General features: G+C 65.4%; 15 protein-coding genes. 12 read left to right on the forward strand and 3 right to left on the reverse strand.

The features are described from left to right. Positions 1 to 2 precede the first annotated feature (2 nt). From ACSVIE_RS03585 to ACSVIE_RS03615, 7 genes are all read left to right on the forward strand, one after another. A complete protein-coding gene (locus ACSVIE_RS03585) occupies positions 3 to 350 on the forward strand; it encodes a holo-ACP synthase (protein ID WP_018776647.1) in 348 nt (115 codons plus the stop codon). An 18-nt stretch (positions 351 to 368) separates the two neighbouring features. Further along, a complete protein-coding gene (locus tag ACSVIE_RS03590; RefSeq protein WP_442423024.1) occupies positions 369 to 1946 on the forward strand; it encodes an NAD(P)H-hydrate dehydratase in 1578 nt (525 codons plus the stop codon). Positions 1947 to 2016: 70 nt separating this feature from the next. Further along, on the forward strand, positions 2017 to 4359 hold the full coding sequence (gene glgX / locus ACSVIE_RS03595; protein WP_442423025.1) for a glycogen debranching protein GlgX: 2343 nt from the start codon (positions 2017 to 2019) through the stop codon (positions 4357 to 4359). Continuing rightward, a complete protein-coding gene (treY, locus tag ACSVIE_RS03600) occupies positions 4356 to 6668 on the forward strand; it encodes a malto-oligosyltrehalose synthase (protein WP_442423026.1) in 2313 nt (770 codons plus the stop codon). The genes glgX and treY overlap by 4 nt, the downstream gene beginning before the upstream one ends. Before the next feature lie 51 nt (positions 6669 to 6719). Continuing rightward, positions 6720 to 8489, forward strand: coding sequence for a malto-oligosyltrehalose trehalohydrolase (treZ, locus tag ACSVIE_RS03605; RefSeq protein ID WP_426003587.1), 1770 nt, complete (start codon positions 6720 to 6722; stop codon positions 8487 to 8489). A gap of 75 nt (positions 8490 to 8564) precedes the next feature. Further along, positions 8565 to 9602 carry an L-glyceraldehyde 3-phosphate reductase gene (gene mgrA, locus ACSVIE_RS03610; RefSeq protein ID WP_426003586.1) on the forward strand — a complete coding sequence of 346 codons (1038 nt, stop codon included), beginning with the start codon at positions 8565 to 8567 and terminating at the stop codon, positions 9600 to 9602. 213 nt (positions 9603 to 9815) lie between these two features. Continuing rightward, positions 9816 to 10901, forward strand: coding sequence for an inositol-3-phosphate synthase (locus tag ACSVIE_RS03615; RefSeq protein WP_426003585.1), 1086 nt, complete (start codon positions 9816 to 9818; stop codon positions 10899 to 10901). A 171-nt stretch (positions 10902 to 11072) separates the two neighbouring features. Here ACSVIE_RS03615 and ACSVIE_RS03620 read toward each other — a convergent pair whose 3' ends face one another. Both ACSVIE_RS03620 and mshA read right to left on the reverse strand, forming a co-directional pair. Then, a complete protein-coding gene (locus ACSVIE_RS03620; RefSeq protein ID WP_442423027.1) occupies positions 11073 to 12761 on the reverse strand; it encodes a formate--tetrahydrofolate ligase in 1689 nt (562 codons plus the stop codon). 115 nt (positions 12762 to 12876) lie between these two features. Beyond that, positions 12877 to 14121 (reverse strand): D-inositol-3-phosphate glycosyltransferase, encoded by a 1245-nt coding sequence (gene mshA / locus ACSVIE_RS03625; protein ID WP_442423028.1) that lies wholly within the window; start codon positions 14119 to 14121, stop codon positions 12877 to 12879. Positions 14122 to 14225: 104 nt separating this feature from the next. On the opposite strand from mshA, the gene ACSVIE_RS03630 reads away from it, so the two are divergent. Further along, the gene (locus ACSVIE_RS03630; protein WP_442423029.1) at positions 14226 to 14738 is read left to right on the forward strand and encodes a GNAT family N-acetyltransferase; all 513 of its coding nucleotides are present in this window, start codon (positions 14226 to 14228) and stop codon (positions 14736 to 14738) included. 10 nt (positions 14739 to 14748) lie between these two features. Here the strand turns inward: ACSVIE_RS03630 and ACSVIE_RS03635 are convergent, their stop codons facing one another. Next, positions 14749 to 16122: a family 4 glycosyl hydrolase gene (locus ACSVIE_RS03635; protein WP_426003580.1), complete on the reverse strand. Its 1374-nt coding sequence runs from the start codon at positions 16120 to 16122 to the stop codon at positions 14749 to 14751. Positions 16123 to 16168: 46 nt separating this feature from the next. Here ACSVIE_RS03635 and ACSVIE_RS03640 point away from each other — a divergent pair, with 46 nt between their 5' ends. The 4 genes from ACSVIE_RS03640 to tsaB are packed head-to-tail and all read left to right on the forward strand — an operon-like array spanning position 16169 to position 19812. Then, on the forward strand, positions 16169 to 17263 hold the full coding sequence (locus ACSVIE_RS03640) for a carbohydrate kinase family protein (protein WP_426003579.1): 1095 nt from the start codon (positions 16169 to 16171) through the stop codon (positions 17261 to 17263). A 58-nt stretch (positions 17264 to 17321) separates the two neighbouring features. Continuing rightward, positions 17322 to 18563, forward strand: a complete 1242-nt coding sequence (gene alr, locus ACSVIE_RS03645) for an alanine racemase (RefSeq protein ID WP_442423030.1) — start codon at positions 17322 to 17324, stop codon at positions 18561 to 18563. Beyond that, complete coding sequence (tsaE, locus tag ACSVIE_RS03650) at positions 18560 to 19141, forward strand: tRNA (adenosine(37)-N6)-threonylcarbamoyltransferase complex ATPase subunit type 1 TsaE (RefSeq protein WP_442423031.1); 582 nt, start codon at positions 18560 to 18562, stop codon at positions 19139 to 19141. The genes alr and tsaE overlap by 4 nt, the downstream gene beginning before the upstream one ends. After that, positions 19141 to 19812 carry a tRNA (adenosine(37)-N6)-threonylcarbamoyltransferase complex dimerization subunit type 1 TsaB gene (gene tsaB, locus ACSVIE_RS03655; RefSeq protein ID WP_442423032.1) on the forward strand — a complete coding sequence of 224 codons (672 nt, stop codon included), beginning with the start codon at positions 19141 to 19143 and terminating at the stop codon, positions 19810 to 19812. Before tsaE ends, tsaB begins: the two co-directional genes overlap by 1 nt. The last annotated feature ends 6 nt before the right edge of the window (positions 19813 to 19818 follow it).

The following is a 19818-nucleotide window of genomic DNA, read 5'->3' on the forward strand; positions in this document are numbered from 1 at the left end:
GCATGATTGTTGGCATTGGCGTAGACGTCGTAGACATCGAGCGGTTCGGTCGGCAACTGGAACGGACCCCCGGCTTGCGGGACCGTCTGTTTGTTCCTGCTGAACGGGAACTCAACACCCGGTCCCTGGCCGCCCGTTTTGCTGCCAAGGAAGCCGTCGCCAAAGTCCTGGGAGCCCCCGCGGGCATGAACTGGCAGGACTGCTGGATCGGACTCGACCAGAACGGCCCCACCATCCAGGTCAAGGGAACAGTGCTTGCTGTCGCCGAGGCCAAGGGCGTCAAGCGGTGGCACCTGTCCATGAGCCACGACGGCGGCATCGCCACGGCGACTGTCCTCGCCGAGGGATAGAACGGACACAACAGAATAATGATCAGCGCCTTCACCGGACAACAGATCAGGGATGCGGAAAAACCGTTCCTGGACGCCGGTGGGGGCGCTGTTCTCATGCAGCGGGCTGCCTACGGGCTGGCCCAGGCTGTGGTCCGGGAGGTGGGCAGGCGCCGAAAGCTGGCCGGGGCCGCCCTCACGGTCCTGGTGGGCAAGGGGAACAACGGCGGGGACGGCCTCTTCGCCGCCGCCATGTTGGCCCGCCGCGGGATGCGTACGACGGCGGTGCTCGCCTCACCGGAGGCGCACCCGGACGCTCTGGCTGCTTTTTTGGCCGCGGGTGGCCGGGTGTTGCACCTGCAGGGTGGCAATGCCGAGGAACTTGCCGTCGGAAGCGCCGGGGATGACGTAGTCATCGATGCCCTGCTGGGAACGGGGGCCCGGGGTGGCCTCCGCGGTGCGTCCGCTGAGCTCGTGGCGGCCCTGCAGGAACTGCGGCCCCGGTGCGTTGTGGCCTGTGATGTTCCCAGCGGATTGGATTCCAGTACAGGCGAAGTCCATTGGCCGGTGCTGCAGGCGGACCTCACCGTGACCTTCGGCGGGATCAAAGCGGGGCTCCTGACAGACCCCGGTGAGGGATGCGCCGGGCGGACCGTGCTGGTGGAGATCGGCATCGAGGACGCTTTGGCATCCCAGGCGCCTGAGCTGCGCCGGCTTAGAGCGCCGGATGTGGGTGCCCTCCTGCCGCATCCGCAACGCCGGTCACACAAGTACTCCCGTGGGGTGCTCGGCGTCGTCGCCGGGTCACCACGATTTGCCGGCGCCGCCGTGTTGAGCGTCCATGCCGCAGCCGTGGCCGGAGCCGGCATGGTCCGCTATGTAGGGCCTGAGGCGGCCGCACGGCAGGTCCTGGCCAGGACTCCCGAGGCCCTTTGGGAAGAGGAGACCTCCGGCAGGGTCCAGGCCTGGCTCCTGGGCCCGGGCGTTGACGGCCCCGGGCAGGAGGACCACGCCCGGACCGCTGCCCAGGCTGCCTTGGACGCCGGGCTGCCGGTCGTCGTCGATGCCGGTGCGCTGAAGCTCCTTCCGCAACGGTGCCCGCCGCAGTGGATCCTGACTCCCCATGCGGGCGAACTGGCCGTGTTGCTTGCCTCGCTCCCCTCCACGGGCGAGGTTGCCGTGACACGGGAGGACGTCGAGTCGCGGCCGCTCCACTTTGTACGGCAGGCCGCCCAACAAACGGGGGCCACCGTGTTACTGAAGGGCGCCACCACACTGGTGGCATCGCCGTCGGGCGTTGTCTTCAGCCAGTCCGACGGCACCCCCTGGATGGCCACCGCCGGAAGTGGCGACGTTCTGGCCGGGGTCCTGGGCGCCTTGCTGGCGCAGTCCACGGACGCCCTGATGGACGACGACGGAGCTTACGCCGCCTTGGGCCTGAAGCCCGAAGACCGCTGGGCTGCTGTTGCCGCGGCAGCGGCGGGGATCCATGGCCGGGCGGGTCGGGCGGCGTCGGAGGATTTTGCTGGAGGACCCCTTACAGCTTCGGCGATCATGGCTGCGGTACCCCGCGTCATTGGTTCGCTGATCGCGGAATGCGACCACGGAAAACCGTAAGGTTACTGTCCGTGTCGGGGGTCATGAGTAGGCTTGCAGCAGTTGTTCGCATCACCTAAGAGGAGAACGCATGGAAGTCTGGCCTGGATCGGCTTATCCGCTGGGCGCCACATTCGATGGCACCGGCACCAACTTTGCCCTGTTCAGTGAAAGGGCTGAACGGGTGGAACTGTGTCTCTTCGACGACGATGGCAGCGAAGTCCGCGTGGATGTCAAGGAAGTGGATGGGTACGTCTGGCACTGCTACCTGCCGCAGGTGCAGCCCGGGCAGAAGTATGGCTACCGCGTTCACGGGCCCTACGACCCCGACGCAGGCCAGCGGTTCAACCCCAACAAGCTGCTGCTTGACCCTTACGCCAAGGCAGTGCACCGGCAGATCGACTGGGATCCGTCCCTTTTCTCGTACAACCTGGGAGACCCGGACTCCCGCAATGATGAAGATTCCGCACCCCACATGATGCTGGGCGTGGTCATCAACCCGTTCTTCGACTGGGACGGGGACAAGCTCCTCCGCATCCCTTACCACAAGTCCGTGATTTACGAGGCCCACGTTAAGGGCCTTACCATGCTGCACCCGGAGGTGCCGGAAGAGCAGCGCGGTACCTATGCAGGCGTGGCGCATCCGGCCGTGATCTCGCACCTCCAGAAGCTCGGCGTCACCGCCATTGAACTCATGCCGGTGCACCAGTTCGTCAACGACGGCATCCTGCAGGACAAGGGCCTGAGCAACTACTGGGGTTACAACACCATCGGGTTCTTCGCCCCGCACAACAGCTACAGCTCAAAGGGCGATACCGGTCAGCAGGTCCAGGACTTCAAGGCCATGGTCCGTTCGCTGCACAACGCCGGTATCGAGGTCATCCTGGACGTGGTGTACAACCACACCGCTGAAGGCAACCACCTCGGTCCCACGCTGTCCTTCAAGGGCATCGACAACTCGGCCTACTACCGACTGGTGGAGGACGACCAGAAGTACTACATGGACTACACCGGCACCGGCAACTCGCTGAATGTCCGCAGCCCGCACTCCCTGCAGCTGCTTATGGACTCGCTGCGGTACTGGGTGACGGAAATGCACGTGGACGGATTCCGGTTCGACCTCGCTTCCACGCTGGCCCGCGAGTTCTACGACGTCGACAAGCTCTCAACTTTCTTCGAACTCATCCAGCAGGACCCGGTGGTGTCCCAGGTCAAGCTCATCGCCGAGCCGTGGGACGTCGGCCCCGGCGGTTACCAGGTGGGCAATTTCCCGCCGCAGTGGACCGAATGGAACGGCAAATACCGCGACACCGTCCGTGACTTCTGGCGCGGCGAACCGTCAACGCTGGGTGAGTTCGCCTCCCGCCTGACCGGATCGGCCGACCTCTACGAGCACTCGGGCCGCCGTCCTTTCGCGTCCATCAACTTCGTCACGGCGCACGACGGCTTCACGCTCATGGACCTGGTGTCCTACAACGAGAAGCACAACGAGGCCAACGGCGAGGACAACAACGACGGCGAATCCCACAACCGCTCCTGGAACTGCGGTGTTGAAGGGCCTACGGACGATCCCACGGTGCTGGGCCTGAGGGCGCGGCAGCAAAGGAACTTCATCGCGTCCCTTTTCCTGTCCCAGGGCGTGCCCATGCTGCTCCACGGGGACGAACTCGGACGCACCCAGCAGGGCAACAACAACGGCTACTGCCAGGACTCCGAACTCACGTGGATCAACTGGGACTCCGTGGACCAGCCGTTGATCGAGTTCACGGCCGCCGTCAGCGCCCTGCGCGCCAAGCATCCCACGCTCCGCCGCAGCCGGTTCTTCGATGGCCGCCCCGCTGTCCGTGGTGAGGGTGAGCGGCTTCCGGACATCGTGTGGCTGGACAAGGACGCAAGCACCATGACACCCGGGGACTGGGACACCGCCTTGGGCCGTTCGGTAGGTGTATTCCTCAACGGTGACGGCATCCGTGGGCTGGATCATCAGGGACGCCGGATTACCGACGTGAACTTCCTGCTCTACTTCAACGCCGACGTCGACGAAGTCGGATTCCGGATACCCTCGGACGAATACGCCGCAGCCTGGGACGTCATGATCGACACCGGGGGAGAAGGTGCGGAGGCTGACATCGTCAAGGCCGACCAGATCCTCATGGTGGCGGGCAAGTCCCTGGTGGTGCTCCGGGCACACAGCACTCCCGAGGTGGAACCGGACCACTCCGTGGCCGCTTCGCTGGCGGCGCTGACCCAGACCAGCACTCCGGAGACCGCCTCCATGACGGCGCCTGCAGTCACGTCGATTGCGTTGGGGTACAAGGACGACGAAGGCGCCGGAACCGGGGATACTGCCGGGGAGGAACCGGGTGGGGCGGACACTGCCGGTGCGGAGGCGGAAGCCGACTCTGAGGCAGACCAGAAGAAGGCGGACTCATGAGGACTCCAGTCTCCACATACAGGCTGCAGATCCGTCCGAGCTTCACCTTGCAGGATGCAGCGGAACTGACGGGCTACCTCAAGGACCTGGGTGTCGACTGGGTCTACGTCTCGCCCATCCTGACCGCCGAGGAAGGGTCCGATCACGGCTACGACGTCACCGATCCTTCCACGGTGGACCCGTCCCGTGGTGGGCCGGAAGGCCTGGAAGCCTTGTCCAAGGCAGCGCGGAAGGAAGGGCTGGGAGTCCTCGCGGACATCGTCCCCAACCACATGGGAGTAGCATCACCTGGCCAGAACGCCTGGTGGTGGCAGTTACTGAAGGAAGGGCGGTCGTCCAAGTACGCGGAAGCGTTCGACGTCGACTGGGACTTCGGCGGCGGCCGGATCCGCATCCCTGTGTTGGGCGGAGACGATGACCTTGACCAGCTCAGGATCGTCGACGGCGAATTGCACTTCTACGACCACCGCTTCCCTTTGGCCGACGGCACCTGGACCGAAGGGGACTCACCGCAGGACGTCCACAACCGGCAGCACTATGAGCTGGTCGGATGGCGCCGGGCCGACGCGGAACTGAACTACCGCCGGTTCTTTGCCGTCAACACCCTGGCCGGGGTGCGGGTGGAAGTACCGTGGGTCTTCGACGAAGCGCACCAGGAGATCGTCCGCTGGTTCCGTGAGGAACTGGTGGATGGACTGAGGATCGACCACCCGGACGGCCTGGCCGATCCCGAGGGCTACCTGGCCCGGCTGAAGGAGGCCACAGGTGGCGCGTACTTGCTGGTGGAGAAGATCCTGGAACCCGGGGAGAAGCTGCCGGAAACCTTCCAGTGCGAAGGCACCACCGGATACGACGCCCTGGCAGATGTGGACCGGCTCTTCGTCGACCCCGCCGCTGAAGAGTTCCTCGACGACCTCGACGCTCGGCTCCGGGACGAAGCCGAGCCTGCCAACTACCAGGTCATGATCCACGGCACCAAGCGGCGCATCGCCGACGGCATCCTCCGCTCGGAAATCCTGCGCCTGTCCCGCCTGGTGCAGGAAACCAGTGCGCTGCCGCGCTTGGACGTAGCCGATGCCCTCGCCGAGATCATCTGCTGGTTCCCCGTCTACCGGACCTACCTGCCGTACGGCCAGGAAATCCTGGAAGAATCGATCGAGCACGCGGCCAAGCACCGGCCGGAGCTGGCCGGAGTCCTGGAGGGACTTCGTCCGCTGCTGCTGGACACCACCGGCGAGCTTGCCCGGCGGTTCCAGCAGACCTCGGGCATGGTCATGGCCAAAGGCGTGGAGGACACGGCGTTCTTCCGCTACACCCGGCTCGGTACGCTCACGGAGGTGGGTGCCGATCCCACGGAGTTCGCCGTTTCTCCCGGGGAATTCCACCAGAGGATGGCCCGTCGCCAGGCGGAATTGCCGCTCTCCATGACCACGCTCAGTACCCACGACACCAAGCGCAGCGAGGACGCCAGGGCCAGGATTTCCGTGATCTCCGAGTCGGTCCCCGAGTGGGAACTCTTCCTCGGCACGGTCCAGGACCTGACGCCGATTCCTGACGGTCCGTTGTCCGCCTTGATCTGGCAGGCGATCGCCGGTGCCTGGCCGGCGGACCGCAGCCGTCTTCAGGTTTACGCCCTCAAGGCTGCCCGCGAGGCCGGCAACTCCACCAACTGGACCGACCCCAACCTGGAGTTCGAGCGGCACCTGGCTGCCGCCGTCGACTCCGTTTTCGATGTTCCGGAGGTCGGGGCCGCGTTGGAGAACTTCGTCGCGGAACTTGAGCCGTACGGTACGTCCAACTCCTTGTCCGCCAAGCTGGTGCAGCTGACCATGCCCGGCGTGCCCGACGTCTACCAGGGCACGGAATTCCGGGATGGTTCCCTGACGGACCCTGACAACAGGCGGCCTGTGGACTTCCAGGCACGGATTGATGCGCTCGCGGAACTCGATGGCGGCGCACGCCCGGCCAGGACGAACGAGGCCGCCAAACTCCTGGTGGTGTCCAGGGCCTTGCGGCTGCGGCGGGATCGTCCGGAGCTGTTCGGCGGGTACCAGCCGGTGGCTGCCACCGGCGCAGCGGCCGCCCACGTGGTGGCGTTCAGCCGTGGCGCGGACGCCCCGGGCGCAGTGACCGTTGCCACCAGGCTTCCCAAAGCCCTGGAGCGCAATGGCGGCTGGCGGGACACCGCTGTGGACCTTCCAGCCAAGAGCCGCGACGAACTGACGGGAACCACTTTCGACGCCGGTCCTGTCCCGCTGGCTACGCTGCTGGAGCACTACCCGGTGGCGCTGCTGGTCCCGGTTGACTGAAGCGCCGCGCCACACCGTTACTGCACACGCTTGAATGTATAGGGGAGCTTGATGGAGCACGCTGCTGGAAAAGAGCTTTTTGATGTGTGGGCACCGGACGCACGTTCGGTAAAGCTGCTCGCGGACGGCCGCGAGTACAGCATGGAGCAAAACAACGACGGCGGCGCGCAGGGTTGGTGGCGCGCCCCCGCCGGGGTGGCGGCCGGCGAGGCCGTCCCTTACGGCTACATCGTGGACGGCGAAGGGCCGTTCCCGGATCCCCGATCACGGCGGCAGCCCGACGGCGTTCATGGGTTGTCAGCGACTTTCGATCCCTCCGCCCACCAGTGGAAGGACCACAACTGGAAGGGCCGCAGCCTCAAGGGTGCTGTTATTTACGAGCTGCACCTTGGGACCTTTACACCGGAAGGCACCCTGGAAGCAGCCATCGGGAAGCTCGATTACCTGGTGGACCTGGGCGTGGACTTCATCGAACTGCTGCCGGTGAACGCCTTCAACGGCGTCCATAACTGGGGCTACGACGGCGTCCTCTGGTACGCCGTGCATGAGGCCTACGGCGGACCGGCGGCCTATCAGCGGTTTGTGGATGCGGCCCACGCGGCCGGGCTGGGAGTGATCCAGGACGTCGTTTACAACCATCTCGGACCCAGCGGCAACTACCTGCCCAAGTTTGGCCCGTACCTGAAGTCCGGTGAGGGGAACACCTGGGGCGACTCGGTGAATCTGGACGGTCCCGGCTCGGACGACGTTCGGCGCTACATTCTGGAAAACGCCGCCATGTGGCTCCGGGATTACCACGTGGATGGTTTGCGGCTGGATGCAGTTCATGCGCTCCGGGATGAGCGCGCCGTGCACATCCTGGAAGAATTTGGCGCACTCGGTGATGCCGTCGAAGCGGAAACCGGCATCCCGCGGACCATGATTGCCGAGTCGGACCTCAACAACCCGCGGCTGATCTACCCCCGCAGGGACAACGGGTATGGGCTCGAAGGCCAGTGGAGCGATGACTTCCACCATGCCCTCCACGTCAACCTCAGTGGCGAGACCACCGGCTACTACGGCGACTTCGATTCCCTGGCTGTTCTGGCCAAGGTCCTGGAACACGGCTTCCTGCACGATGGCAGCTACTCAAGCTTCCGCGGACGTCACCACGGCCGGCCCATCCGGCGGGACCTGGCACACCCCTCGGCGTTGGTGGTCTGCCTGCAGAACCATGACCAGATCGGCAACCGTGCGATTGGCGACCGCCTGACGGCATCGCTGTCCTACGGCCAGTTGGCCATCGGTGCCGTGGTCACCATGACGTCGCCGTTCACGCCCATGCTGTTCATGGGCGAGGAGTTCGGGGCTTCAACCCCCTGGCAGTTTTTCACCTCCCATCCGGAACCGGACTTGGGGGAAGCCACGGCGAAGGGCCGGATCAAGGAATTCGAGCGGATGGGATGGGACCCGGACGTGGTTCCCGATCCGCAGGACCCGGAGACGTTCCGCCGCTCAAAACTCAACTGGGAGGAAGCATCCGACGGCCACCACGCCAAGTTGCTGGCACTGTACCGCGATTTAGCACAGCTGCGCCGAAACAATCCTGTCCTGGCAGACGGTGGGTTCGCGGACACCTCCGTGGAATACGACGATGAGGAGCACTGGCTCGAAATGACCCGCGGAGACCTTCGCGTGGTGTGCAACTTCGGGTCGGAAACGCTCGATACCCCGGTGGAAGGGGCGATGCTGCTGGCAACGGACGCACAAGCAGCCCTGGATAACGGCACGTTGACGCTTCCCGGCGCCAGCGCCGCCGTCGTGCGCGTCAACCAAGGCTAGCTGCTCCAAAGGTGACGGCGCCCACATGACGGACGGCGCCGTCACCCGGAGCGACACGGTGGCAGGATGGTACGTATGACTTATTCGGCCGCGGAAAACCGCTACGAAACCATGCCCTACCGCCGCGTCGGACGCAGTGGACTGAAGCTTCCCGCGATCTCGCTGGGGCTTTGGCACAACTTCGGCGATGACAAGCGGTTCGACGAACAGCGCGCCATCCTGCGCCGTGCGTTCGACCTCGGCGTCAACCACTTTGACCTCGCCAACAACTACGGACCCCCGGACGGCTCGGCCGAGACCAACTTTGGCCGGCATCTGAAGGAAGACTTCAAGCCCTACCGCGATGAACTGGTCATCTCCACCAAGGCCGGCTACTACATGTGGCCCGGCCCGTACGGTGAGTGGGGTTCCCGGAAGTACCTCATTTCCAGCCTGGACCAGTCGCTGGAGCGCATGGGCCTGGACTACGTGGATATTTTCTACAGCCACCGGCCTGATCCTGAGACTCCGCTGGAGGAGACCATGGGCGCGCTCGATTACGCTGTTCGGTCCGGCAAGGCGCTGTATGCAGGCATCTCCTCCTACACTCCTGAGCAGACACTGGAGGCAGCCCGGATCCTGAAGGAACTCGGCACGCCATTGCTCATCCACCAACCCAGCTATTCCATGCTCAACCGCTGGACTGAGAACGGCAGCCCCAACCTTTATGAGGCCCTGGACCAGGTGGGCGCCGGGTCCATTGCCTTCTCGCCGCTGGCCCAGGGAATGTTGACGGACCGGTACCTCAACGGTGTGCCTGCGGATTCCCGTGCAGCCAAGGAAAGGTTCCTGTCGGAATCGGCTCTGACAGAAGACAAACTCGACCGGGTCCGCGGGCTGAACGCCATCGCGCAGGGACGAGGTCAGACGCTCGCGCAGATGGCGGTGGCCTGGATCCTGCGGGACCAGCCGAAGGGGTCGCCCGTCACTTCTGCGCTGATCGGCGCCTCCAGTGTCCGCCAGCTCGAGGACACGCTCAGCGCCATCAACAACCTGGACTTCACCGATGAGGAGCTGACGGCGATCGATGAATTCGCCGTCGAGTCCGACATCAACCTGTGGGCCCAGAAGTAACCAGCCCCACCCATCCACTCTCACGTCCCGCCGGGTGCCGTCGATTGGGTTTAAGCTGCTGACATATTGCGAGGGGCCAGCCGGGAATAACGGCGGCCCCTCGTGTGTTGGTTAGAATGCAAAAGTGTGCGCCGAATGGCGCCGTGCCAATCTGCCGCTCTCCGGGCTCAGCCGGGGCATCGCGTGGCACTGAGGTTTTCCCAAAGGAGTTCCGTGTCTTCACATCCGATTCGTGTTGCCATTGTCGGCGTAGGAAACTGCGCCGCATCGTTGGTCCAAGGTGTCGAGTACTACCGCGACGCTGACCCGAAGTCCACGATTCCCGGTCTGATGCACGTTGAGTTCGGCCAGTACCACGTCAACGACGTCGAGTTCGTTGCCGCTTTCGATGTCGACAGCAAGAAGGTTGGCCTGGACCTCGCCGACGCCATCGGGGCCAGCGAGAACAATACGATCAAGATCGCCGACGTTCCGGCCACCGGTGTGAAGGTTCAGCGCGGTCACACCCTCGACGGACTGGGCCGCTACTACCGCGAGACAATCGTCGAGGCTCCGGAAGAAGCCGTTGATGTCGTAGCAGCGTTGCGGGAAGCCAAAGCTGACGTCATGGTCTGCTACCTGCCTGTTGGCTCGGACCAGGCTGCCAAGTTCTACGCCCAGTGCGCCATCGACGCCGGCGTCGCCTTTGTCAACGCACTTCCTGTCTTCATTGCCGGCACCAAGGAATGGGCCGACAAGTTCACCGAGGCCGGCATCCCCATTGTTGGCGACGACATCAAGAGCCAGATCGGTGCAACCATCACGCACCGCGTCATGGCCAAGCTGTTCGAAGACCGCGGCGTCACGCTGGACCGGACCTACCAGTTGAACGTTGGCGGCAACATGGACTTCAAGAACATGCTTGAGCGCGACCGCCTGGAGTCCAAGAAGATCTCCAAGACCCAGGCCGTGACCTCCAACGTCGAGGCCGAATTGCACGCTGATGACGTCCACATCGGCCCGTCCGACTACGTGGCCTGGCTCGACGACCGCAAGTGGGCCTTTGTCCGTTTGGAAGGCCGCAACTTCGGCGATGCCCCCGTTTCGCTTGAGTACAAGCTCGAGGTCTGGGACTCCCCGAACTCCGCAGGCGTGATCATTGACGCCATCCGCGCCGCCAAGATCGGCCTGGACCGCGGCATTGGCGGTCCGCTGCTCTCCGCATCCAGCTACTTCATGAAGTCCCCGCCGGAGCAGTTCAACGACGACATCGCCCGCGAGAAGGTTGAAGCCTTCATCCGCGGCGACATCGAGCGCTAAACCGCCAAAGCGACGAGCGGCCCTCCTGGTAACCAACCACCGGGAGGGCCGCTCGCCTTTTAAGCGCCCCCACCTTCCCCGACGCTCTCTCACCTTTTACCCCCTTTTGGCGATCCCTCTCGCACCCGGTGAGAGAGGGATTGCCAAAAGGGGGATTTTGGTGAGAGAGGATCAGAAGAGGCCGGTGGGTTTGCCGGAAGCGTCCACGTCCATCCGCATGGCCGCCGGCTCCTTGGGCAGGCCGGGCATGGTCATCACAGCGCCGGTCAACGCCACGATGAAGCCCGCCCCCGTCTTGGGAATGAGCTCGCGGACGTGCACCTTGAACCCTTTGGGAGCACCCAGCCTGGAGGCGTCGTCGGTGAACGAGTATTGCGTCTTGGCCATGCAGACCGGAAAGCCGGACCAACCGTTCCGCTCGATCTCGGCGAGCCGCTTCTCCGCGGGGACGGAAAACTCCACGGTATCTGCGCCGTAGATTTCCTGGGCGATGGTCCGGATCTTGTCCTCCACCGGCATCCCGAGCGGGTACAGGTGGCGGAAGCTGGACGGGCCCTGGAGCGCGGCGGCCACCTTGGCAGCGAGCTCGTCGCCGCCGTCGCCTCCACCACCGCGTCCCCAGACATCGGCGACGGCGGCCTCCACGCCTTCCGCTGCGCACCAGGCGAGCAGCCATTCGAGTTCTTCCGGGGTGTCCGTGGCGAACCTGTTGATGGCCACCACCGGTGTGACGCCGAACCTCGCCACGTTCTGCACGTGCCGTTTGAGGTTTTCAACCCCGGCGGCAACAGCCTCCACGTCGGGGCGGGCCAGGTCCTCCTTGGGAACACCGCCGTGCATCTTCAGCGCGCGGATGGTGGCAACCACCACGACGGCGGAAGGCGCCACGTCTGCGAAGCGCGCCTTGATGTCCATGTACTTTTCGGCCCCGAGGTCCGCGCCGAAGCCGGCCTCGGTCACCACGATGTCCGCCAGTTCCTGCGCAGTCCGGGTGGCGATGATCGAGTTGCAGCCGTGGGCAATGTTGGCGAAGGGGCCGCCGTGGACGAGCGCCGGCGTTCCGGCGATGGTTTGGACCAGGTTCGGCTTGATGGCGTCCTTCAGGAGCAGGGTCAGTGCCCCCTGGACGCCAAGGTCGGCGACGGTCATCGGCCGCCGGTCGTGGGTGTAGCCGAAGGTGATCCTGCCCAGCCGGGTGCGGAGGTCTTCCAGATCCGATGCCAGACAGAAGATTGCCATAATCTCCGAGGCCACGGTGATGTCGAAGCCGTCCTGCCGGGGGACACCCTGTGCGGGACCGCCCAGGCCGATCACCACTTCCCGGAGCGCCCTGTCGTTCATGTCCAGGACGCGTTTGAACGTCATGCGGCGCGGGTCGATTCCCAGCTGGTTTCCCTGGAAGATGTGGTTGTCCACCAACGCCATGAGGGCATTGTTGGCCGAGGTGATGGCGTGGAAGTCTCCGGTGAAGTGCAGGTTGATGTCGTCCATGGGCAGCACCTGCGAGTACCCGCCGCCCGTGGCACCGCCTTTCATGCCGAGGATGGGCCCCAAGGACGGTTCCCGGAGGGCAATCATCACTTTGTGCCCGGCACGGGCCAGGGAATCGGCGAGTCCCACGGTGGTGGTGGACTTGCCCTCGCCGGCGGGAGTGGGGGACATGGCCGAGACCAGGACCACCTGTCCTGCAGGCTTCCCCGGTTCAGGGAGCAGCCGGGCGGGATCGACCTTCGCCTTGTACCGCCCGTACAGTTCCAGAGCATCCCGGGGTATTCCGGCCCGCTCAGCGACCTGTTCGATCGGCAGCAGCGTGGCCTGCTGGGCTATTTCAAGATCGGTCAGGACCTTGTTCTCAGACATCGTTGTCCTTCGGCTCGGTGGCGGTTCGGTGCGTGCCCGGGATGTGGGCCTGCGCCGTGCGCGCCAATCTACCAGCCGGGGCCGGGCATGCAGCGGAAGCCCTGCCGCCAAGACATCACCTGCCAGGTACCAGCAGGTCTGACACCGACTCCTTGTAGCTCTCCAGGGTGATGGCGGCGGTCCGCTGCCATCCGAACGACTCAGCGTGTGTTGCCGCAGCCCTGCCCATGTCTTCGCGCGTGCGGACGTCGTCGTACAGGTCCTCCAGGGCATCGGCCCAATCCGAAGGATCGTGCCCCTCGACCAGTATTCCGGTCCTGCCATCGGAGACGGCACGGGTCAGGCCGCCAACCTTGGTCGCGACCACAGGTGTGCCGCACGCCTGTGCTTCCAACGCCACGAGCCCGAACGACTCGCTGAAGGAAGGCATGACCACCACGTCCGCGGACCGGAACCAGCCGGCAAGTTCCGGGGCCACTACAGGTGGGCGGTGCGTGACGATGTCGCTGAGCCCTGCGTCCTGGATGACCTGCTGCAGGTTGAAGTCCTTGGCACCGCTCAACGAGCCGAGGATGGTCATCTCAAGATCGATGTCCGGACGGCGCTTGCGGAGGATTCCCGCCGCCTTGACGAATACCTGCGGTCCCTTGAGCCGTTGGATACGCCCGGCAAAAACAATGTGGAAGCTCTCAGGCCGGACACCCCGCTCCCTGCGCGCCTTCCGCCGGAACGATGGCGTGAACACGTTCAGGTCAACGCCGGGCGGCGCGACATCGATCCGGTCCGGGTCGGCGCCGTAGTGCGAGACCAGTTCTTCGGCCTCAGCGGGGGTGTTGGCAATCAGGCGGGACGCGCCGTCGACGATCCTTTGTTCCCCTTCTTCCCGCCGTCGGGGCTCGGGGCGCTCGCCGGACTCCAGGACCAGGTTCTTGACCTTCGCCATGGTGTGCATGGTGTGGACCAGCGGCACGTTCCACAGCTCCGCAAGTTCAAGGCCCGCCACGCCCGACACCCAGTAGTGCGAGTGGATGGCGTCGTACCGTCCGTGCGGCTGGCTGCGGCGGATGGCATCGATCTGCTCCACCATTTGGTGGAGCAGGGCGGGAAGTTCTTCTTTGGGCAGCTTCCGGCGGGGACCGGCCATGACGTTGTGGACGCAGACTCCGGGACCGGGATGTTCGACGGCGGGTTGCCCGGCTTTGGTGGAACGGGTGAAGATCTCCACCTCCACGCCGTTTTCCGCCAGCGCCATGGCCAGCGCACGGACGTAGACGTTCATCCCGCCGGCATCCCCGGCACCGGGTTGCTCCATGGGCGAGGTATGCAGGGACAGGAGCGCCACACGGCGAATCAACGGCACAGCGTTCCTCCTGCCTTAATCCCACACAGCTTTGCCTGCAGAAAACACTACTCCTGCCTTGGGCGTGGCGTGATCCCGGTGCCGGGGCTGCTAGCGTTTCCGCTGTGAGCCGCGACAAGAATTTCCACATCCGCCCCGCCGCCCCCGATGACTGGCCCGGCATCTGGGCCGTCATGGAGCCCGTCATCCGCGAGGGTGAGACCTTCACCTGGGACCGTGACACCGCTGAAGACGCAGCACGGGACAAATGGACCAAGGATGCCCCGGGCCAGACCTTCGTGGCTGTGGCTGACGATGGCGAGGTCCTGGGTACCGGGGAATTCCACGCCAACCAGGCCGGCGGCGGCAGCCATGTTGCCAACGCCGGCTACATGGTGGGGTCCAGGCATTCCGGCAGGGGCATCGCCCGCGCCTTGTGCGAGTACTCCCTGAAGGAGGCCAAAACCGCAGGGTTCCGTGCCATGCAGTTCAACGCCGTGGTGGAAAGCAATGTCCGGGCTGTGTGGTTGTGGCAGTCCATGGGGTTCCGGATCCTGGCCACCGTTCCCGAGGCCTTCAATCATCCCGAGATTGGTTTCGTAGGACTGCACGTCATGTACCAGGAGCTCAGGAAATAACCCGGCGACGTCACTTCCACAGCCCCCGGACTTCGGGAAAGGCCTGTTCGTAGCCTTCCACCAACCGCTGGCCGAGGTCCTCCGAACCCACCAGCGGGTGGGCGGCGAAGGCCCGGACCGCTGCGTCGCGGGAGCCGTCCCGGACGGCCTGGATGGTGAGCCGTTCAGCGTCCTTGACGTGGCGCATCAGTGTGAGGAAGCGCCCGCCGGGGCGGTCCTGCGGAAGCGGCAACGCGCCGTCGGGCGTCACAGAACAGGGAACCTCGACGACGGCGTCACCCGGCAACCCGGGCACGGCAACCAATGCGGGACCCGCCCCGGTGACGGCAACGGGGGAGTTGGGCACGTTGAGGATCAGCTCGGCCGGCCCGCCGCCAAACAGCGCCCGGATCACGGCCAGTGCCACCCGCTCGTAGCCACCGCCGGCGAGGTCTTCCTCGTCCCGCTGTCCGCCGTCGGTGCGTGCCTCGGCGAGGTAGCCTTCTTCCCGCGACCGCCTGGCTGCGTCCCAGCGGGCATAGGCGCCGGACGCGCCGGCGAGCTCCGGATACAGTGAGCGCTGCTGCTCGTGGATGGACGCGCCGCGGGTCTCCGTCTGGTCGCGGATCGCACCGGTCGCGTTTTCTGTGTCGTAGTAGTAATAGAGGTATTCGTTGGGCAAGGCCCGCACCCGCTGCAGGGTGTGCAGGGAAAACAGCCTGCCCTCCTCAAAAGAACGGAGCGCAGCTTCATCCGCCAGCAGTCCGGGCAGCAGGTCCCTCCCGCGCGGTGCCAGGCGGTAGAGCCAGCCGAGGTGGTTCAGCCCGAAGTAGCCCACGCCGTCGAGCTTTCCGTCCGGAAGGGGTGCACCCGCGGCCGCCGCGGCGCGCTTGACCAGGCCCCCGGCAGAGTCGCAGATGCCGATCACGCGGCGTCCCAAAACAGGAACCAATGCCTCGGTGACCATACCTGCCGGGTTGGTGAAATTGATGAGCCAGGCATCGGGACAGAGGCGGCGCATTGCGTGGGCCAGGCGCAGCATCTCCGGAATGGACCTCAACGCATAGGAGATTCCGCCCGCACCCGTGGTCTCCTGCCCCAGCAGCCCGAGGTCCAGGGCAACCCGTTCATCCACCACGCGCCCGGCCGTCCCACCGGGCCGGATCGCGGCAAAGACGGCATCGACGCCGGCCAGCGCCCGTTCCAGGTCAGTGGAAACAGTGACCTGCGGGGCCGGTCCGCCACCTGGCATGTCGCGCAGGACGGCCTCGATTCCGGCAAGCCGGGAAGCGTCCACGTCATACAGAACCAGTTCATCCACCAGCCCCGCGAAGGGACCCGAACGCAGGGCGCGGTAGACAAGGGGAACCCGGAATCCGCCGCCTCCGGCGATCATGAGCCGCATGCCTTGAGTCTATGCAGCCCAAGGCCTGCGGCGTAGTCTGCCGTGCATGGACGCCATGCCCCAGCGACGCTTCGACCCCCTTGCCTCCGTCCGGTCCGACGGCAGCAACCAGTGCGACCTCCTGCTCACCGGAACCGTCTTCCAGGACATCATCTTCACGGGACTGCCCCATTCGCCCGAACCCGGAACCGAAGTCTGGAGCGAAGGCATGGGAAGTTGCCCCGGGGGCGTGGCCAACCAGGCGATCGCCGCAGCCAGGCTGGGGCTCCGGACCAACCTGGCCGCCACTTTCGGCGACGACGGCTACGGCGACTACAACTGGCAGATCCTCGAAACCCAGGAGCACGTTGACCTGTCCTTGTCCCGCAGGGTTCCGGGATGGCATTCGCCGGTGACCGTTTCCCTGTGCGTGAACCAGGACCGCTCCATGATCACCCACGGGCATCCGGCACCGGTCAACACTTCGGAGTTGATCGGGAAGCCGCCCAGGGCGCTCGCCGCCGTCGCGGACCTGGGGGAGGAACTGGAACCATGGGCTCTTGCGGCAAAAGAGTCCGGGACCAAGTTGTTCGGCGTGGTGGGCTGGGATCCCAGCGGTGAATGGTCCCAAAAACGGCTTGAGCAGCTGGAACATTTCCACGCCTTCATCCCCAACGCCCCTGAAGCCATGGCATTCACTGGGAAATCCGATCCGTGGGCTGCGTTGTATTCGTTGGCGGACCGGGTACCGGTAGCCGTGGTGACGTTGGGAGCCCAGGGGGCCATGGCCGTGGATTCGGACACGGGCGAGGAAGAATGGGTTCCTTCCCTGCCGGTGTCTGCCTCTGATCCCACCGGCGCAGGCGACTGCTTTGACGCAGCCTTCATCGTCGGAAGCCTGGCGGGGTGGAAGCTGGGGGACCGCCTCAGGTTCGCGAACCTGTGTGCCTCGCTGGCCGTTCAGCAGGTGGGTGGATCGCTGGCGGCACCCGGATGGGGCGACATCGCGGATTGGTGGCAGCGCGCCAACGCCAGGAAGGAACGCCAGTCCAGCCAATGGCTGCGCCGCTTCGCCTTCCTGGAGCCGATCGTGAAGGATATTCCAGCCGAAGCCCAACGGCGTGCCCGCGCCACCATTGCCCACCTGTCAGACGCGCACTGACCTGCGGAGTGCCCCCTCCAATTAACCGGCCCTCACCGGCGCTACTAGAATCTCTTAGGTGACTTACGAAGCAGCGGCAGACATTGGGATCGGTTCCAGGCCCTCCATAGCAAAATCGGCAGTACTGGAACGATCTGCCGTGATCGACCTCGAAGCTATCCGGCACAACGTCCGCCAGTTCGTCGCCATCGCCTCTCCGGCCGCCGTCATGGCCGTGGTCAAAGCCGATGCCTACGGCCACGGTGCCGTGCAGGTAGCCCGTGCCGCCCTGGAGGCAGGAGCCCGCTGGCTTGGCGTGGCGCACATTTCGGAGGCCCTGGCCCTCCGCGCTGCCGGTATCGATGCCCCGTTGCTCGCCTGGCTGCACACCCGCGAAAGCAACTTCCAGGCGGCAGTGGCCGCCGGCGTCGACGTCGGAATTTCCGGGTGGGAGCTGGATGCTGTTGTGGCTGCGGCCCGCGAGCAGGAACGCCCCGCCCGGGTCCACCTCAAGGTGGACACCGGCCTGGGCCGCAATGGCTGCACCATGGCTGACTGGGACCAACTAGTGGGACAGGCCATGGAATACCAGGATGAGGGCCTGCTGCGCGTAGTGGGGATCTTCTCGCACCTGGCAGTGGCGGACGAGCCGCAACGGCCGGAGACCGACCAGCAGTTGCAGGTGTTCCGTGAAGCACTGGCCATCGCCGAAGACGCCGGCGTGGACACCGAAGTCAGGCACATCGCCAACACGCCCGCAGCACTGTCCAGGCCGGATTCGCATTTCGACCTCATCCGCGTGGGGCTTGGGATCTACGGATTGTCGCCTTTCGCCGGCGCCACCTCCACCGAACTCGGCCTGCACCCCGCCATGACCGTGCGGACCCTGCTGTCCAACTGCAAGAAAGTCCCCGAAGGCCAGGGGGTGTCCTACGGTCTCCACTACCACACCAGCGAAGAGAGCACGCTGGGCCTGGTACCGCTGGGCTACGCTGACGGGGTACCGCGGGTGGCTACCGGCGGACCGGTCCGCGTCAACGGCGTCAACTACCCCGTGGTGGGCCGGATCGCCATGGACCAGATGGTGATCGACCTGGGCCCCCTGACGGCTGAGCAAACAGCTCAACTCAAGGGCAGCGAAGCCGTGATGTTCGGTGATGGCGCCGACGGCGGACCCACCGCAGACGACTGGGCGGCGGCCGCGGGAACCATCAACTACGAGATCGTCACCCGCATCAGCCCCAGGGTACCGCGCAGTTACGTCAATGAAGCTCCCTCCGGCACCGATGCCCAGGTGGAACCGGAAGCGGCGGCGCTGTGAGCGGGCCCCAGTGGGAGCGCACCCTGAGAGTTACGACGGCGGAGGAGACCCACGCCGTCGCGGCGGCACTGGGCGGTGTCCTTGAGGCGGGCGACCTCTTGGTGCTCAGCGGCGAACTGGGTGCCGGGAAGACGACCTTCACGCAAGGACTCGGCGAGGGACTCGGTGTGCGTGCCGGGATCATCTCGCCCACTTTCGTCCTGGTGCGGATCCACCCGAACCTTCCGGACGGTCCGCGGCCAGGCGGGCCGGACCTGGTCCATGTGGATGCCTACAGGCTGGAATCGTCCGCGGAGATCGACGACATCGACCTGGAAAACACCATGGACACGGCCGTGACCGTGGTGGAGTGGGGCCGTGACCGGGTGGAGCACCTTTCCGCCAGCAGGCTCGACGTGGAACTGCACAGGGCTGTGGGCGGGGGTGCCCCCGGTGCAGGTGGCACCACCACCGACGCCGTGCTGGACTTCGATACCGAAGACGACGACGAGCCACGCACCATCATTTTCCGCGGCTTTGGTCCCCGCTGGGCCGAAGCCCCGCCCATGCTCGAAACAAGCCAGGAAGGAGACCGCTGATGCTGATCCTCGCCATCGACACCTCCGCCGTGGCCAGCGCTGCCCTGATCTCCGATGCCGCCATGGAATCGGTGGTCGATTCCTTCGCCACCGAGGACACCCGAAGCCATGCCGAGGTCCTGGCGCCGGGCATCGACAAGCTCCTGGCCGGTGCGGGCGTCACCGGTGCGGACATCGATGCGATCGTGACCGGCGTGGGACCGGGACCCTTCACCGGACTTCGGTCCGGGATCGCTACCGCGCGCACCTTGGCGTTTGTCTGGAACAAGCCCTTGTACGGCCTGATGAGTCTGGATGCGATCGCGCTGGAAGTCGCTGAGTCCACGGCCGCTGTCCCGGAATTCCTGGTCGCCACGGATGCACGGCGCAAGGAGGTCTACTGGGCCCGCTACACGCTCCCGGATGGGCAGCTGCCGCAGCTGGCCGACGGCCCGCATGTGGGCTTCGCGTCCGGCTTGCCGGACCTTCCGGTCTTTGGTGCCGGTGCCGGGCTTTACGCTGACGATCTCAATGCCGTGGAAGATTTTGCGCTGGCGCAGCCGGACGCTGCGTCCCTGGGCCAGTTCGCCCTGGCGAAGCTGGCGGCGGGGGAGCAGCTCCTGGACTCCACGCCTTTGTACCTGAGGGAATCCGATGCCCAGGTTCCCGGGCCCCGCAAGCGGGCGTTGTGAGGTGGC

The sequence above is a fragment of the Paenarthrobacter sp. NCHU4564 genome (assembly GCF_052156435.1).
GTDB lineage: Bacteria > Actinomycetota > Actinomycetes > Actinomycetales > Micrococcaceae > Arthrobacter.

Coding starts and splice junctions, on each gene's coding strand:
- tsaB (WP_442423032.1), top strand. CDS start 19,141: ATGCTGATCCTCGCCATCGACACCTCCGCCGTGGCCAGCGCTGCCCTG.
- treY (WP_442423026.1), top strand. CDS start 4,356: ATGAGGACTCCAGTCTCCACATACAGGCTGCAGATCCGTCCGAGCTTC.
- ACSVIE_RS03590 (WP_442423024.1), top strand. CDS start 369: ATGATCAGCGCCTTCACCGGACAACAGATCAGGGATGCGGAAAAACCG.
- ACSVIE_RS03585 (WP_018776647.1), top strand. CDS start 3: ATGATTGTTGGCATTGGCGTAGACGTCGTAGACATCGAGCGGTTCGGT.
- ACSVIE_RS03640 (WP_426003579.1), top strand. CDS start 16,169: ATGGACGCCATGCCCCAGCGACGCTTCGACCCCCTTGCCTCCGTCCGG.
- mgrA (WP_426003586.1), top strand. CDS start 8,565: ATGACTTATTCGGCCGCGGAAAACCGCTACGAAACCATGCCCTACCGC.
- glgX (WP_442423025.1), top strand. CDS start 2,017: ATGGAAGTCTGGCCTGGATCGGCTTATCCGCTGGGCGCCACATTCGAT.
- ACSVIE_RS03620 (WP_442423027.1), bottom strand. CDS start 12,761: ATGTCTGAGAACAAGGTCCTGACCGATCTTGAAATAGCCCAGCAGGCC.
- ACSVIE_RS03635 (WP_426003580.1), bottom strand. CDS start 16,122: ATGCGGCTCATGATCGCCGGAGGCGGCGGATTCCGGGTTCCCCTTGTC.
- treZ (WP_426003587.1), top strand. CDS start 6,720: ATGGAGCACGCTGCTGGAAAAGAGCTTTTTGATGTGTGGGCACCGGAC.